The organism is Streptomyces sp. NPDC039430 (assembly GCF_055639435.1).
The window spans coordinates 89,677-105,320 of record NZ_JBVKAK010000010.1; the positions used below are offsets into that span (position 1 = coordinate 89,677).

A 15,644-nucleotide genomic window follows, 5' to 3' on the forward strand; every position below is an offset into this window, starting at 1 on the left:
CGCTGAGAGGCCGTCCCTGACGAAGGCCGTTTCTGACGAAGGGCCGCCGTCCCCGCCGCCGTCCCCGCCGCCGTCCCCGCCGCCGGTCCCGACTGCCGGTCCCTACCGTCCGTCTCTACAGCCAGTCGTGTTCCCGCGCGTAGCGCGCCGCTTCGTGCCGGGTCCGCGTCTGCGTCTTCTGCATGGCGTGCGACAGGTAGTTGCGTACGGTGCCTTCCGCCAGATGGAGGCGGGCGGCGATGTCGGCGACGGAGTACCCGTCGCGGGTCACTCGCAGGACGTCGATCTCCCGGTCGGTGAGGGGGCAGTCGTCGACGACGGCGAGCGCGGAGACATCCGGGTCGATCCACCGCTTGCCCTCGTGCAGGGTGTTGATGACCGACGTGATGTGCGCGGGTTCCGCCGACTTGCTGACGAAGCCCTGGACTCCGAGTTTCAGGGCTTTGCGGAGCACGCCGGGTCTGGCGTGGCGGGTCAGCAGGAGAATCACCTGGTCCGGCCGCTCGCGGCGGATCCGCGCGACGGCGCCGAGTCCGTCCACGCCGGGCATCTCCAGGTCGATGACGAGCACGTCGGGCCGGTGCCGCAGGGTGGCCTGGACGGCCGTTTCGCCGTCCTGCGCCTCGGCGAGCACGGTGATCTCGCCTTCGAGCGTCAGCAACGACGCCAGCGCCTTGCGGAGAAGAGCCTCGTCGTCGGCGAGTACCACGGTGGTCATCGGTCGTCCTTCCGTGCCGCGGAGGGCGGCGTCGCTGGGTGCGGGCCTTCGGCCGTCGCCGGGCGATGGCCGGGGAACGCAGCGGCCGTGACGAAGCGCCCGCCCTCCTGCTCCACCGTCAGCTCGCCTCCGTCGTCGCCCACGCGTTCCCTGAGGGCGGCCAGCCCGCTGAGCACCGGAAGGGGGCCCTCCCCCGCGCCGTCGTTGACGATGGTGATGCCCGACTCCGAGAGGGTGATCCGCACCCGCGTGGCCTGCGCGTGGCGCAGGATGTTGGTCGTCGTCTCGCGGAGGACCTGGCCGAGCAGCCCGTTGACCGTCTCGTCGGCCTCATCGATGTCGGCCTCACGGTTGACGCGTACGCGGATGCCCGCGGCCTCGAAGAGGTTCTTCGCGTTCTCCAGCTCCACGGACAGGTTGAGCCGCCGCTGTGCGTAGGCCAGCTCCTTGGTCTGGGTGATGGTGTCGCTGACCAGGGCACGCACCTCCCGCAGTTCCTCCTCCGCGCGCTCGATGTCGTCGCGTACCAGCTTCTGGGCCAGCGTGATCTTCAGTTTCACCACATGCAGGGTGTGGCCCTGGATGTCGTGCAGATCACTGGCGAAACGTATCCGTTCCCGGATGACGGCCAGCTCCGCCTCGCGCTCCCGTGATTGCTCGATGACCTTGTAGAAGCGGCGGTTGGCGAAGTGGAGGCCGATCACCGCGACGATGATGCCCGTGGGGACGAGGACGTAGTCGATCAGCACGCCGCGGACGTCGCCCGGTGATTCCGTCAGCTTCGTCGCCCCTGCCGCGGCGACATAGGCGGTGAGCCCCAGGGCCGCCGCGACGCGGTGACGCGGCAGCCGGGGGATGAGGTAGGGGCCCACGATCGTCAGCCCGTAGAACGCCGTGCGACTGTCGGCCACCAGCGCGCCGAACGGCCACACGGCCGCGGCGACGACCAGGCAGGGCAGGGTGACACGGGAGGTGTCGTCCTCCGTCCACCGCGCCATGACCACCAGGCCCGCCATCGCGCCGAGGCTCAGGACGACGGCGTCCCACCAGGTCCGGGCGTCGGTCGCCACCAGCAACGCCCCCACGGCGGCCAGCGGCGGGACGAACGTGACGCGGTTCCACCGGTGCAGCGGTCCCTGCGCCGTCCCGGTGTGCTCGGGCATCGTGTGCGCCGCTCGCGGGGCCGGCCTCACCGGTCGTCACCGGGTCGCGGAGCGGGCAGGCCGGGGACGGCCGTACCGGCCGTCGGCGAAAGGCGCGGGGGCCTGGCGTCCATGTGCGGTTCTCCGGGATCGGACAGCGGGGTCTGCCCCGCAGTATTCTTCCGGCTCCCTGGCCGGCACCAGTGACGCCGTGTCATGTCTTCGCCCCCAGGAATGTCACGGCGGGGTGATGACACCACGCCACTGCCGGACGAGCGCGCCGGCGGCTGAGATCGGGGCATGACCTCGACACCAGTCATCGACGTTGACCATCTGAACCTCAGCTACGGCGATTTCCACGCCGTGAAAGACCTGTCCTTCCAGGTGAGGAAGGGGGAGCTGTACGCGCTGCTCGGCACGAACGGGGCCGGCAAGACCTCGACCCTGGAGACCATCGAAGGCCACCGTACGGCCACCTCGGGCACCGTGCGGGTCTTCGGGCACAGCCCGCGCGACCGGCGCGCCGTGCGGCCCCGGATGGGGATCATGCTCCAGGAGAGCGGCTTCTCGCCGGATCTGACGGTACGGGAATCGGTCCGGCTGATCGGAAAGCTCTCCGAGCGTACGGACAGGGTCGAACGCGTGCTCGGCGTCGTCGACCTCACCCACAAGGCCGGCACCCAGGTGTCCCAGCTCTCCGGCGGTGAGAAGCGACGTCTGGACTTCGCCACCGCCGTGTACGGGAACCCCGAGCTGATCTTCCTGGACGAGCCCACCACCGGCCTGGACATCCAGTCCCGTGACGCGCTGTGGGACGCCGTGGACAAGCTGCGCGAAGACGGATCCACCATCGTGCTCACCACGCACTACCTGGAAGAGGCCCAGCAGCGCGCCGATCGCATCGGGCTCATGCACAAGGGCACCTTCCACCAGGAAGGGACCGTCGCCGAGCTGACGCGGACCCTGCCCGCCGCCATCCGCTTCTCCCTCCCGGCCTCCGTACCGGCGCTGCCGCTGCGGGCCACGCGCGAGGGCGACGGGAAGTTCCTCATCAAGACCTTCCAGCTGCAGAAGGACCTGCACATCCTGCTCGTCTGGGCGCACGACAACGCGGTGGAGCTGGGGGAACTCCAGTCAGGACCGACGCGGCTCGACGACGTCTTCCGCGCCATCGGCAACGCGTAGACCCCGACCCCGCTCCCGCCACTTCCCGAGAAGAGGACTCCCACCATGCTCTCCATCGCTCGCAGCGAGCTGATCCAGATCTTCCGGAACCGGCTGGTTCTGCTCAACAGCTTCCTCATTCCCATCGCGGCCTGCGCGTTCTTCGTCTACCGGCACGAGACCTTCGCGGAGCTGCGCAGCCTCGGATACATCGCGGCGGTGGTGGTGTTCACCGTGGCCGCGTTCGGGCTCTACGCCACCACCGTGACCACGCTGGCCTCGCGCCGGCAGACCCTCTTCCTCAAGCGGCTGCGCTCCACCCCGGCGAGCGACGCCGGCATCCTCTCCGGGCTGGTGCTCCCGGTCACCGTCCTCGCCCTGATCCAGGTGGCCGCGATCCTCGCCGTGCTGGCCGCGGTCGCCGGCGAGCCGGCCAATGGCTTCCTCCTGGCGGCGGCGGTCGTCTCGACGGTGATCATGATGCTCGGCCTGGGACTGGCCACGGCGGGACTGACGAACTCCCCCGAGCACGCCCAGGTGACCACGCTGCCCATCAGCCTCGGCGCCATCGCGGTCACCAACTGGGTGGGCATCACCGGCACCGAGGAACTCACCCTGCTCAAGCGGCTGCTCCCCGGCGGCTCGGCCACCGAACTGGCCATCAACGCCTGGAACGGCGGCGTTCCCGTGGCGGAGTCCCTGCCACTGCTGCTGCCCACCCTGGCCTGGGTCGTCGTCGCCGTCGCGCTGGCCTCCCGCCTCTTCCGCTGGGAGCCGCGCCGCTAAGAGCGCTCCGCGTATGAGATGGCGGGCGGGGCCGGCTTTCAGATGATCAGGACCCGGCGCCCTCGCGTGTGGCCGGCCTGGCTGTCGATGTGCGCCGCCGCGGCCTCGGCCAGCGTGTACGACTTCTCGACCGGGATCCGGAGCTTTCCCCGGGAGATGAGGTCGACGGCCTCGGCGAGCGCTTCCGGTACGCTCCCGGCCACGCCGGAGAACCGGACACCGAGCGCCGGCGCACCGAGATCGGCGATGGAGATCACCTTCCGCGGATCCCCGGTCAGCTCGACGAGCTCGCGGATCACACCCGAGCCGGCCAGGTCGAGAGCAGCGTCGACATGGCCGAGTCGCCGCACTCGCTCGACCCATCCCTCGCCGTATGTCGTGGCGAGGGCGCCCAGGCCGCGCAGATAGCCCTGGTTCGCGGCCCCAGCTGTGCCGATCACCGTGATGCCGCGGTCGTGGGCGATCTGCAGAACCGCCGATCCGACTCCCCCGGACGCTCCGCTGACCAACAGCGTCTGCCCGGACCGCACGCCGACCTCGCGGATGACGCGCAGCGCCGTCTCCACCACGGAGGGGTACCCGGCCGCCTCTTCGAACGTCAGCCCCTCGGGCATACGGGCCCAGGCCGACAGCACGGCGGACTCGGCGTAGGTGCTTGAGCCTTCGCCGAACACATGGTCGCCGGCCTCGGCCCCCTCGACGCCCTCGCCGACCTCGTCCACCACCCCGGAGGCGTCCAGCCCGACTCCGGAGGGCAACTCGATCGGATGCGCCCCCAGGATCTGGCCTTCGCGGATTCTCCAGTCGACGGGATTCACGCCCACCGCCCGCACGGCGATGCGTATCTGACCGGGGCCCGCGTGGGGCTCCTCGGCGTCCACGAGGCGCAGTACGTCCGGGCCGCCGAACTCGGCGAAGCTCACTTTCTTCATACGGCAGACAGTAACACTAACGGTTAGGGTTTATTATTCGTTTTGTTTTTGCATCTGGTAGTGTCAGATCATGACCGAGCCGTCCGGACGCCGTGAGCGCAAGAAGGCCGCGACCCGTCAGAAGATCGCCGACACCGCCCTGCGGCTCTTCCTGGAACGCGGCTTCGACGCCGTGGGAATCCGTGACGTGGCCGCTGAGGCCGACGTGGCCGTCACCACGGTCTTCTCCCACTTCGCCTCGAAAGAGGCCCTGGTGTTCGAGCAGGACGAGGACTTCGAGCTACGCCTCGCGCGCGCGGTCACCGGCCGGGCGGCGGACGAGCCGCTCATCCCCGCGCTGCGCCGCGAGGTCGAGGCCCTGGTGCGACATTGCACGGCGGACAGTGCCACCCCGATCTGGCGCATGATCGAGGCGTCACCCGCCCTGCGGGAGTACGAGGAGTCGATGAGGCTGCGCCATGCGGAGGCGCTGGCAACGGCCATCGCCGCCGATCCCGTCCTGTCGCAGACCACCACGGCGTGCCGGACCATCGCCAGGTTCGTGATCGATGCCTATTCACTGGCCCGTGAGGCGGCCGATCCGCAGGCCGCGCTCGACGAGATCTTCCAGATGGTCGAGGCGGCTTGGGCCGTCACCCGCCCCTCCGGAAACTCCGCCGGCGTAGCCGGATCCTAGGCCGGCTGCCGGCGCCGAGTTGTCACCAGGTGCGGAGTGCGTCCTGCTCGCGTCCGCAAGTTGCTCTCTCACTCTGGCGACGACTTCGGGCTCACCCGATGCACCTCGTTCGAAGAATGCTTTCGTACGGGCGAGTGCACCCCTCGCGCGGATGCGTGTCCGCTTGACATGAAGGGGCATGATGCGGGGCATGCCTGAGCCTCAACGCCTACGACTTGGTGTGTTGATAGCGGATATAGCGGATATCGCGGGTACCGAGGCGCATGGCGAGAGCGCGCTCCAGGATGCCGCCGACGAGGCGGTCGGCCTGGGCGCGGACCCGGTGGAGTGCTCCAAGGCGTCGAAGATGACCAGGTGAAGCGGTGCCGTACTGCTGTTGCCTCCCGGTCGGCCTGCTCCACGGTGACCCGCACTTCTTCGTTCAGGGGACAGCGGAGTGGGAACCGGCAGGACAGTCTTCTTGGCACCTGCGGCGAGTTGCCACGCTTGTCGGAGCCAGTCGCGGATCGTGCCACAGGGGCTATGGCGGTCACAGAAGCCGCAGCATGCTGTGAGTCACTTTTGCAAGCATGCGCTTGCAATAGTTAGCAAGGCGACGCAGTATGGGGCGTATGGCATCACTCAACGTCGGCAATCTCGGTGAGTATCTGCGCGAGCAGCGGCGCAACGCGCAGCTGTCGCTGCGGCAGCTCGCCGATGCCGCCGGGGTGTCCAATCCGTATCTGAGCCAGATCGAGCGCGGGCTGCGCAAGCCGAGCGCGGACATTCTGCAGCAGCTGGCCAAGGCGCTGCGGATCTCCGCCGAGACGCTGTACGTGCAGGCCGGGATGCTTGACGAGCGGGAGCGGGAGGAGCTGGAGACGCGTGCCGTCATCCTCGCCGACCCCTCGATAAACGAGCGGCAGAAGCAGGTGCTTCTGCAGATCTACGAGTCGTTCCGCAAGGAGAACGCGCTCGACTCGGAGAGCCCGGAGGACACGGCAGCCTCGGAAACCGCGGTGACCGCGGGGACCGGGGACACCGCCGAACAGGACGCGGATACCGGTGGCACCGGTGGTTCCGGACGTCCCCGGGGCTCCTCCGGCGGCTCCAGTACGACAGACGGCAGTGCTGCCACCCCACCCTCACACTGATCCGGGAGGACCACAGTCATGGCCATCACCGATGACCTGCGCAAGACCCTCACCGACCCGACGCCCCTCTACTTCGCGGCCGGCACCGCCGACATCGCCGTCGAGCAGGCCAAGAAGGTGCCCGGTCTGATCGAGCAGCTGCGGGCCGAGGCCCCCGGGCGGTTCGAGGCCGTGCGGAACTCCGACCCCAAGGCCGTCCAGGAGAAGGTCACCGTCCAGGCCAAGGAGGCCCAGGCGACGGTGCAGGCCAAGGTCACCGAAGTCATCGGCTCGTTCGACACCGACCTGAAGAAGCTGGGCGAGACCGCTCAGGACCTGGCGCTGCGGAGCGTGGGCGTGGCCGCGGAGTACGCGGTCAGGGCCCGCGAGACGTACGAGAAGGTCGCCGAGCGCGGCGAGCAGACCGTACGCGCCTGGCGTGGTGAGGCCGCCGACGAGATCACCGAGATCGCCGTCGCCGTCGAGCCCGAGCCGGCGCCGAAGGCCACCCCCCGGCCGGCTCCGAGGACGGAGACGAGGACGGAGCCGAAGGCGCAGACCAAGGGCGCTGTGAAGCCCGCCGTCAAGCCCGCCGCGAAGCCCGCGCCGAAGGCCGAGCCCAGGACCGCCGCCGCGAAGAAGTCCACCCCGCGCAAGACGACGGCGAAGAAGGCCACGCCGCCGGCCGGGAAGTAGCCGCGACCGCGAACAGCACACCCGCGTCGGAGGCGGGCCGGGCACCTCGGGGGTGCCCGGCCCGTTATCCAGGTACCTTGGCGTACGGGCCGCGACGTCTCCTCCACCCCTTAGGCGGTGCTCCGCATGTTGCTCGAAGGATTCGGCACTCTTCTCTGGCTGCTCAATCTGGCCATGCTCGTCCTGGCCGTCATCGCGCTGTTCCTCTCCGCCACGGCTCGTGAGGACGCCTATCGCGCGGCGGACAAGCAGACGAAGAAGTTCTGGCTGATCATTCTCGGTGTCACGGTCGCCGTGAACCTCTTCGTACCGATGCTGTTCCTCCAGATCGCCGGGCTCGTCGCCACGATCGTCTTCATGGTCGACGTACGGCCGGCCGTCCACGCGATCTCCGGCGGCGGAAACCGCGGCGGCGGCTCCAGCAGCGACGGTCCCTACGGGCCCTACAACGGCGGCCGCTGAGGACTCTCGTCCGGGCCGGGCACACGAACGCCGGGCACGCGAACGCCGGGCACGCCAGGGCCAGACGCGCGAGGGCCGGGCACGCGGGGGTCAGGCACGCGCGGGTCAGGTGCGCGCGGCGCGCGCCGGTGGCTGAGCGCCGTCCCGCCCCAGCAGCAGCACCGCCACATCGTCGGTCAGCTCCCCGCCGTTCAGCTCGCGCGCGCGGGCGACCGCCGCCTCCAGCAGGTCGTCCCCGCTCAGGCCGTCGGCCAGCTGGCCGTTGATCACCTCGACCATGCCCTCCTGGCCGAGCCGCTGCTTCGCGCCGGGCCCGATCCGGCCCTCGATCAGGCCGTCGGTGTACATCATCAGGCTCCACGAGCCGCCCAGCTCGACCTGGCGGCGCGGCCAGCGTGCGCGCGGCAGCAGCCCCAGCGCCGGGCCGCCCTCCTCGTACGGGAGCAGCTGCGCCGCCCGCCCCCGGCGGGTGACCAGCGGGGACGGATGGCCCGCCAGACAGAGGCCCGCCCGCCGCCCGTCCGGCGTGATGTCGACCGTGCAGAGCGTCGCGAAGATCTCCTCGCTCTCCCGTTCGTGCTCCAGGACCTGCTGGAGCGTGGAGAGCAGCTGGTCGCCGCAGAGCCCCGCCAGCGTCAGTGCCCGCCAGGCGATCCGCAGCTCCACACCGAGCGCCGCCTCGTCGGGGCCATGGCCGCAGACGTCGCCGATCATCGCGTGCACCGTGCCGTCCGGCGTACGGACCGTGTCGTAGAAGTCCCCGCCCAGCAGGGCCCTGGAGCGGCCGGGCCGGTAGTGGGCCGCGAAGCTCAGGTCCGAGCCCTGGAGCAGGGGAGTGGGCAGCAGTCCGCGCTCCAGCCGGGCGTTCTCCTGCGCGCGCAGCCGGGACTCGGTCAGCTGGCGGTGCGCGATGTCCGCCCGCTTGCGCTCGACGGCGTACCGGATGGCGCGGCTCAGCAGCCGGCCGTCCAGTTCGTCGCGGAAGAGATAGTCCTGCGCGCCGACCCGTACCGCCGCGGCGGCGCGCTCGGCGTCGCCCTCGGCCGCCAGCGCGAGCACGGCATGGCGCGGTGCGAGCCGCAGGACGTCCTTCAGCGGGGCCAGCTCGTCGCCGTCGTCCGTGCCAGGCAGGGCCAGGTCCACCAGGATGCAGTGGATGTCGTCGGTGAGCAGCCGCTCGGCCTCGGTGAGGTTGCGGGCGGTGCGGATGCGCAGGCGTGTGCCGGTCCCCTCCGGCAGCTCCGGCGCGGTGAAGATGCCCGTCGGGTCGTCCTCGATGACGAGGAGGACGAGGTCGCCGCCCTTGGAGGTCTCCGCGGCGGGCTGTCTCTCCACTGCTGCACCTGTGCGCTGCCGCGGAACGGGTACGGGTACGGGCATCGGTCCGGGATTCCTTTCCCTCCCCCCGAGGGCGCGGGCGGGGCGACGATCGACGCCTCACCAGACGGGGACCATAGCGTTAGCCGCCGCCCCAGCGGAATGGCGTACCGGTGAAGAGCCACCGTCATATGCCGCTTCCCGCCACGCATCTGGCGGGATCGGGCGTCCGGCGGGCATGACAAACATCACGTACGGCTCTCCGGTCACACCGTCCCGGCAGGCGAATCGGTATAAGTCGCAATGCGTCAGCGAGGGTACCGGTCCGCCCGTATCGAGGCGTTCGGTGGGGAGCTATGCCTACTTATCCGGGCGTACGACTCCGAGAATCCGCATCGAGCCCGCCCCCGCCAGCGTCACATTCCGGCCAGGACGGGGCGCGTGCACGATCGCGCCGTCCCCGATGTACATCCCCACATGGCTCGCGTCCTGGTGGTAGATGATCAGGTCGCCGGGGCGCATGTCCTTGATGTCGATCCTGGGCAGCAGCCGCCACTGCTCCTGCGAGGTGCGCGGTATGGGCCGCCCCGCCGCCGCCCACGCCTGGGAGGTGAGCCCGGAGCAGTCGTACGAGTCCGGTCCCTCCGCGCCCCAGACGTACGGCTTGCCGATCTCCCCCGTCGCGAAGGCGATCGCCTTCTTGCCCCGCTCGCTCGACGAGCGGTTGATGTCCTTCAGCGCGCCGGAGCCGAGCCAGGCCGTCTGCGCCTTCAGCGCCGCGTCGCTCTCCAGCCGCGCCAGCCGGGCCCGCTCCTCCTTCTCCAGGCTCGCTTCGAGCTTCTCGGCGGCGGCGATCCGCTTCGTGATCTCCTTCTTCGCCTTCTCCTTCTTGGCCCGGCCCGCTTCGAGCCGCTGCCACTGCGTGGACGCGTCGGCGGTGTACGTCTTGAGGTCTTCCTGCGCCCGGGAGAGCTCGCCGATGAGATCGTGGGTGGCCTTCTGGCCCTGCTGTATTCGCCCCACCGCGTCCAGGAAGAGCCGTGGATCGTCGGTGAGTATCAGCTGCGCCTCGGGCGGCAGCCCGCCGCCCCGGTACTGCGCGCGGGCGGCGGCGCCCGCGCGCTTCTTCAGCTCGTCGATCCGCAGCTGGCCGGTGACGATGTCCTCCGCCAGCTCGATGACCTCGGCCGACTGCTTCTTGGTCTCTTCCTCGGCGAGGTTGTACGCGTCGGTGGCGGACGCGGCCTTCTGGTAGAGGGCCTCGATCTCCTTGCGGATGTCTTCGAGGGACTTCTCGCCCGAGCCGGTGGTGGCGCCGGGGCCGGTCGACGACGCGGCGCCGGGCGGCAGTTCGACCGGTGGCGGGGCGACGGCCGACGTGGACGGTGCGGGTGGCGGGGCGGGGGCCGCGTACGCCCCGTTCATCAGGGCCGGCGACGCCAGTACGGCGAGCGCGCAGACCACGGTGATCGCGGCAGCGACACTGCGACGTCGGTTCACCAAGCTCCCCCTCCGAGCCAACACCACATGGCACGCACGAATCTGACGTATCGTCAGCAATCGCATCCGACGCCGCGATCGTGTCATGCCCTCGGGCAAAGGGACAGAGGGACCGGGCATCTCACAGGAAGCGCCCGCCCCGGTGAGGACGAACGGGCGGGCGCGTGCGTTCCCGCCTTCAGCCCGCGCCGCCCGGACCGGGCGCGAGCGCCGACCAGTTCACCGTCACCTCGCCCTGCCGCCGCCTGCGCGGATCGTCCGCGAGCGGCCAGTCGGCCGCCAGGTCCCGTACGGCCCTGATCCACCGCTGCCGCGCGCCCAGCGAGGCGTACGGGGCCGCCGCCGCCCACGCCCGGTCGAAATCGCGCAGGAACGCGTGGACGGGCTCGCCCGGCACATTGCGGTGGATCAGCGCCTTCGGCAGCCGCTCGGCCAGATCGGAGGGCCGGTCCAGCGAGCCGAGCCGGGTGGCGAAGGTCACCGTCCGCGGCCCCTCGGGCCCGAGCGCCACCCACACATGCCGCCGGCCGATCTCGTCGCACGTCCCCTCGACCAGCAGCCCGCCGGGCGCGAGCCGGTCGCACAGCCGCGCCCAGACCGCGGCGACCTCGTCCTCCTCGTACTGCCGCAGCACATTGGCCGCGCGGATGAGCACCGGCCGTACGCCCCCGGGAAGCGGGACCTCGAAGCCGCCGTGCCGGAACCGGAGCCCGTCCCGCTCGTACGGGAGCGCGGCGGCGACCCGGGCCGGATCGATCTCGACACCGACGACTTCGGTACGCGGCTCCGCCGTACGCAGCCGCCGCAGCAGCTCCACCGCCGTCCAGGGGGCGGCGCCGTACCCGAGATCCACCACGACCGGGTCCGCCGAGCGGCGCAGCGCGGGGCCGTGCGTGGCGGTGATCCAGCGGTCCATGCGGCGCAGCCGGTTCTGGTGGGTGGTGCCACGGGTCACCGTGCCCACCGGGCGGGGGGAACGGGAGGTCGCGGGCGCCATGGGAACGAGCGTAACGACACCGGGTGGCCGGACCTCACGGCGAGGGGCGGCGGGCGGTTGAGCGCTCGCCGGTAATGATTTGGCAAAACGGAAATGCGGGAGGGGATTCCGCTGTTGTCCGCCTTCGGAGGGTGCACCGGCCCTCTTCTGTGTCATGCCCCGATCTCCCCGGGAGAGGACCGTAGACGTGAGCCAGTACGTGTCCCGTATCGCAGGCACGTTCGTGGGACCACCCCGTCTCAGGCTCCCCGGCCAGCACCGCAGGCCGCGCCGGATCGCCATGCTCAGCGTCCACACCTCCCCGCTGCACCAGCCGGGGACGGGCGACGCGGGCGGCATGAACGTCTATATCGTCGAGCTGGCGAAGCGGCTGGCGGCCATCGACATCGAGGTGGAGATCTTCACGCGTGCCACGACCGGCGGCCTCGACCCCGCGGTCGAGCTGGCCCCCGGTGTGCTCGTACGGCATGTGGACGCGGGCCCCTACGAGGGGCTGGCCAAGGAGGAGCTGCCCGCGCAGCTCTGCGCCTTCACCCACGGGGTGATGCAGGCGTGGGCCGGCCAGCGCCCCGGCTACTACGACCTGGTCCACTCCCACTACTGGCTCTCCGGACATGTCGGCTGGCTCGCCTCCGAGCGGTGGGGCGTCCCGCTCGTCCACGCCATGCACACCATGGCGAAGGTCAAGAACGCCGCGCTCGCGGAGGGCGACCGGCCCGAGCCCGCGGCCCGGGTCATCGGCGAGACCCAGATCGTGCGCGCCGCCGACCGGCTGATCGCCAATACGGACGAGGAGGCCGCGGAGCTGGTCCGCTTCTACGACGCCGACCCGGCCAAGGCCGCCGTCGTCCACCCCGGGGTGAACCTGGAGTGTTTCTGTCCCGCCGACGGCCGCGCCGCCGCACGCGCCCGGCTGGGGCTTCCGCGGGACGCCTTCATCCCGGTCTTCGCGGGCCGTATCCAGCCGCTGAAGGCCCCCGACGTACTGCTGCGCGCCGTGGCCGTGCTCCTGGAGCAGGACCCCTCGCTGCGCCGCAAGCTGGTCGTGCCGGTCGTCGGCGGTCCGAGCGGCAGCGGCCTGGCCAAGCCGGAAGGGCTGCAGAAGCTCGCCGCGCGGCTCGGGATCGCCGATGTCGTACGGTTCCGGCCGCCGGTGGGCCAGGCCCGGCTGGCGGACTGGTTCCGGGCCGCGTCCGTGCTGGTCATGCCCTCGTACAGCGAGTCCTTCGGCCTGGTCGCCATAGAGGCGCAGGCGGCGGGCACCCCGGTGGTGGCCGCGGCCGTGGGCGGGCTGCCGGTGGCGGTACGGGACGGGTCGACCGGGTTTCTGGTCAGGGGCCACGAGCCGGCGGCCTACGCGCGGGCGCTGCGCGAGTTCCTCGACCACCCGGAGCTGGTGGACCGGATGGGCGCGGCGGCCTCGCGCCACGCCCAGTCCTTCGGCTGGGACACGGCGGCGTCGGCGACGGCGGACGTCTACACGGCCGCGGTGCACGACCACCGGTGGCGCGCCCGCGCGCATCACGGCTGACGCGGGCGCACGGGCTGACCGGACGCACGTACACGCGGCACGCGGGCACCGCACACCTCCACCGCCGTCGCGCGGCCCACGCGCCGGCACCCGCTGACGTACGCTCGCCCCATGGCCGACGGACAGCAGACCTCCCGGGACTCCTCGCACGCGGCGAGCGCCGCGCGGGTCATCGAGCAGACGCTGAAGGACGCCGGGCTGGGGTGGGAGAGCCCGGAGCCCGGCTCGTACGTCGTCACCCTCCCCGGCACCCGCAAGCTGTCCACGACCTGCTCCCTGCGCGTCGGCCGGCACGCGCTGTCCCTCAACGCCTTTGTCATCCGGCACCCCGACGAGAACGCCGAGGGTGTCCACCGCTGGCTGCTGGAGCGCAACCTCAGGCTGTACGGGGTGAGTTACGCCGTCGACGGGCTCGGGGACATCTATCTGACGGGCAAACTCCCGCTGGCGTCCGTCACCGAGGACGAGATCGACCGGCTGCTCGGCTCGGTGCTCGAAGCGGCGGACGGTTCGTTCAACACCCTGCTGGAGCTGGGGTTCGCGAGTGCGATCCGCAAGGAGTACGCGTGGCGGGTGTCCCGCGGGGAGTCCACCCGGAACCTGGACGCGTTCGCCCATCTGACCCAGGGCCCGTCCGCTCCTTCCGCCTGACCCGCCCTGACCCGCCTGACTCGCCTGACCCGCCTGACCTGCCCTGGCTTGCCCTGACCGGCCTTGACTTGACCTCGCTCGACCCCGCTCGACCTCGCTAGAAGTGATCCGGCCCGACTGTCCGTCCAGGCCGACATTCCCCTGAAGCACCCGGCGTTCGACATCTTCCCGGGCGCCCCAGGGCATGGCATGCTCACCATCAGACGCGCACCTGAACATCGTTCATATACATGGAGGCGAGACCATGTCGATGGAGCCCCGACGTCAACGTGCCGTCGGCAGACGGACGGTGCTCGGCACCGCGATCGCCGTCGCCGCCGCGGCCGGAGCGATGGCCACCGGACTCCCCGGAACCGCCGCCGCCGGTGAGCGCAGGCCGCCGAGGACGTCCGCGCTCTGGCGCGAGTTCGCCGCGTCGCCCTACACCCATCCGCAGATCCCGTACGTGGGGCGCGCGGGACGGGGCGCCGGTGCGCGCGGCCTGCCGCGGTACCCGGTCGTGGCCGACGTCCGCGCTTACGGCGCCAAGGGCGACGGCTCCGTGGACGACGCCCCCGCCATCAACCGTGCCCTCGCCGCTGCCGCCGAGCGTGGCGGGGGCACGGTCTCCATCCCGCCCGGCACCTACCGGATCGACGACGTGATCCGGATCGCGCACAGCGGCGTCGTCCTGCGCGGCGCGGGCAGCGACCGTACGAAGCTGTACGCGACCCGCAGCCTCACCGAGGTGATCGGCCCCTACGGCAGCCGTTACGGCGGCGACAAGTCCAGCTGGTCCTGGTCCGGTGGCCTCATCTGGCTCTGTCCGCAGGAGCGCTGGGACACGCTCACCACCGCCATCAAGGCGCGCGACTGGCCCTTCGAGGGCTGGACGGGCAACGCGCGCGACGAGTGGCGCACCCTCACCGCCGTCGCCCGCGGCAGCCGGGGCGACCGGACCGTGACCGTCCGGGACGCTTCGAAACTCAGGCGCGGACAGTTCGTCCTGCTCCAGCTCGCCGACGACGCGGACCACACCCTCCTGAAGCACATCGCGGGCGGCGGCCCCGGCACCGAGGCGTACGACTGGGCCGCCATGACCAAGCTGACGTCGTACGTACCGTACGAGTGGCCCGTACGCGTCACCGCCGTACGCGGTCGCGAGGTCACCCTGGAACGTCCGCTCCCGTTGGACGTGCGCCCGGAATGGGACCCGAGGTTCACCACCTCGGTCACCCCGCTCACCGGGTCCGGAGTCGAGGGGCTGACCCTGGAGGCCGTCGAGACCCCGCAGTCCCCGCACCTCCTCGACAAGGGCTACAACGGGGTCGCGTTCCAGTGCGCGTACGACTGCTGGGCCGAGGATGTCGTCGTACGCCATGTCGACAACGGCTTCGGCCTGGTCGGCGCCTCCGCCTGCACGCTGCGCCGTACCCGGGTCGCGGGCCGCGGCTCGCACCACCCCTACTACTGCCGCGAGGGCTCGCACGACAATCTGATCGAGGACTTCGTGATCGAGCGGCGTACGGTCCCGACGCCGGCGGGCACGCAGCTGCACGGCATCAATGTCGAGGGGCTGTCCAGCTACAACGTCTGGTCGCGCGGGCGCATGGAGATGGGCACGTTCGACACGCACCGGGGCATGCCCTTCGCCAACGTACGGACCGAGATCACGGTCAGCAACGACGGCCGGCACGGCGGCGACGCGATCGCGGGGCCGCTGTACGGGGCGCGGTTCGCGCACTGGAACGTCACCGTCACCAACGAGCGCGCCGGACTGATCAAGATCGACGAGATCGCTCCGTACAGCGTGACGGCCGGGATCAGTGCGGTGCGGGAGTTCGACCAGGTCGATGTGCCGGACTTCCAGGGTGAGTTGCACACGCGGCTGGAGGCGTACGGCAGCCCGGCGGACATCCGGCCGCGCAATCTGTACGAGGCGCAGCGCGAGCTGCGCTGACGCGCGCCCCGTACAGCAGGG

Annotated in this window: 16 protein-coding genes; 10 read left to right on the top strand and 6 right to left on the bottom strand. The window is 71.0% G+C overall.

Annotated elements, in window-relative coordinates; all coding sequences use genetic code 11:
- Positions 1–115: 115 nt before the first annotated feature.
- Both ACZ7LS_RS24915 and ACZ7LS_RS24920 read right to left on the bottom strand, forming a co-directional pair.
- Entirely contained in the window at positions 116–718 is a 603-nt protein-coding gene (locus ACZ7LS_RS24915) for a response regulator transcription factor (RefSeq protein ID WP_382523940.1), read from the bottom strand.
- Complete coding sequence (locus ACZ7LS_RS24920) at positions 715–1,881, bottom strand: sensor histidine kinase (RefSeq protein WP_385135298.1); 1,167 nt, start codon at positions 1,879–1,881, stop codon at positions 715–717. The genes ACZ7LS_RS24915 and ACZ7LS_RS24920 overlap by 4 nt, the downstream gene beginning before the upstream one ends.
- Positions 1,882–2,160: 279 nt before the next feature.
- Between ACZ7LS_RS24920 and ACZ7LS_RS24925 the strand changes: the two genes are divergently transcribed.
- On the top strand, positions 2,161–3,045 hold the full coding sequence (locus ACZ7LS_RS24925; protein WP_385135300.1) for an ABC transporter ATP-binding protein: 885 nt from the start codon (positions 2,161–2,163) through the stop codon (positions 3,043–3,045).
- Positions 3,046–3,090: 45 nt separating this feature from the next.
- Positions 3,091–3,810: an ABC transporter permease gene (locus ACZ7LS_RS24930; RefSeq protein ID WP_382523950.1), complete on the top strand. Its 720-nt coding sequence runs from the start codon at positions 3,091–3,093 to the stop codon at positions 3,808–3,810.
- A gap of 38 nt (positions 3,811–3,848) precedes the next feature.
- Here the strand turns inward: ACZ7LS_RS24930 and ACZ7LS_RS24935 are convergent, their stop codons facing one another.
- Positions 3,849–4,742, bottom strand: coding sequence for an NADP-dependent oxidoreductase (locus ACZ7LS_RS24935; protein ID WP_385135301.1), 894 nt, complete (start codon positions 4,740–4,742; stop codon positions 3,849–3,851).
- Between the two features lie 70 nt (positions 4,743–4,812).
- Here ACZ7LS_RS24935 and ACZ7LS_RS24940 point away from each other — a divergent pair, with 70 nt between their 5' ends.
- From ACZ7LS_RS24940 to ACZ7LS_RS24960, 5 genes are all read left to right on the top strand, one after another.
- Entirely contained in the window at positions 4,813–5,418 is a 606-nt protein-coding gene (locus tag ACZ7LS_RS24940; RefSeq protein WP_382523952.1) for a TetR/AcrR family transcriptional regulator, read from the top strand.
- A gap of 223 nt (positions 5,419–5,641) precedes the next feature.
- Positions 5,642–5,776 (top strand): hypothetical protein, encoded by a 135-nt coding sequence (locus ACZ7LS_RS24945; protein WP_383253071.1) that lies wholly within the window; start codon positions 5,642–5,644, stop codon positions 5,774–5,776.
- Positions 5,777–6,029: 253 nt separating this feature from the next.
- Complete coding sequence (locus ACZ7LS_RS24950) at positions 6,030–6,551, top strand: helix-turn-helix domain-containing protein (protein WP_382523957.1); 522 nt, start codon at positions 6,030–6,032, stop codon at positions 6,549–6,551.
- A gap of 18 nt (positions 6,552–6,569) precedes the next feature.
- Complete coding sequence (locus tag ACZ7LS_RS24955; protein ID WP_385135304.1) at positions 6,570–7,226, top strand: hypothetical protein; 657 nt, start codon at positions 6,570–6,572, stop codon at positions 7,224–7,226.
- A 126-nt stretch (positions 7,227–7,352) separates the two neighbouring features.
- Positions 7,353–7,688, top strand: coding sequence for a DUF2516 family protein (locus ACZ7LS_RS24960; protein WP_129767151.1), 336 nt, complete (start codon positions 7,353–7,355; stop codon positions 7,686–7,688).
- Between the two features lie 105 nt (positions 7,689–7,793).
- Here the strand turns inward: ACZ7LS_RS24960 and ACZ7LS_RS24965 are convergent, their stop codons facing one another.
- From ACZ7LS_RS24965 to ACZ7LS_RS24975, 3 genes are all read right to left on the bottom strand, one after another.
- The gene (locus ACZ7LS_RS24965) at positions 7,794–9,068 is read right to left on the bottom strand and encodes a PP2C family protein-serine/threonine phosphatase (RefSeq protein WP_382667009.1); all 1,275 of its coding nucleotides are present in this window, start codon (positions 9,066–9,068) and stop codon (positions 7,794–7,796) included.
- A 297-nt stretch (positions 9,069–9,365) separates the two neighbouring features.
- Positions 9,366–10,505 (bottom strand): C40 family peptidase, encoded by a 1,140-nt coding sequence (locus ACZ7LS_RS24970; RefSeq protein ID WP_382667006.1) that lies wholly within the window; start codon positions 10,503–10,505, stop codon positions 9,366–9,368.
- Positions 10,506–10,683: 178 nt separating this feature from the next.
- On the bottom strand, positions 10,684–11,502 hold the full coding sequence (locus ACZ7LS_RS24975; protein ID WP_382523966.1) for a class I SAM-dependent methyltransferase: 819 nt from the start codon (positions 11,500–11,502) through the stop codon (positions 10,684–10,686).
- 187 nt (positions 11,503–11,689) lie between these two features.
- On the opposite strand from ACZ7LS_RS24975, the gene mshA reads away from it, so the two are divergent.
- The 3 genes from mshA (at position 11,690) to ACZ7LS_RS24990 (ending at position 15,623) form a co-directional block, all read left to right on the top strand.
- The gene (gene mshA, locus ACZ7LS_RS24980) at positions 11,690–13,033 is read left to right on the top strand and encodes a D-inositol-3-phosphate glycosyltransferase (protein ID WP_382523969.1); all 1,344 of its coding nucleotides are present in this window, start codon (positions 11,690–11,692) and stop codon (positions 13,031–13,033) included.
- 111 nt (positions 13,034–13,144) lie between these two features.
- Positions 13,145–13,684 carry a type III secretion system chaperone family protein gene (locus ACZ7LS_RS24985; protein ID WP_385135307.1) on the top strand — a complete coding sequence of 180 codons (540 nt, stop codon included), beginning with the start codon at positions 13,145–13,147 and terminating at the stop codon, positions 13,682–13,684.
- A gap of 244 nt (positions 13,685–13,928) precedes the next feature.
- Positions 13,929–15,623, top strand: coding sequence for a glycosyl hydrolase family 28-related protein (locus ACZ7LS_RS24990; protein ID WP_385135308.1), 1,695 nt, complete (start codon positions 13,929–13,931; stop codon positions 15,621–15,623).
- Positions 15,624–15,644 lie beyond the last annotated feature (21 nt).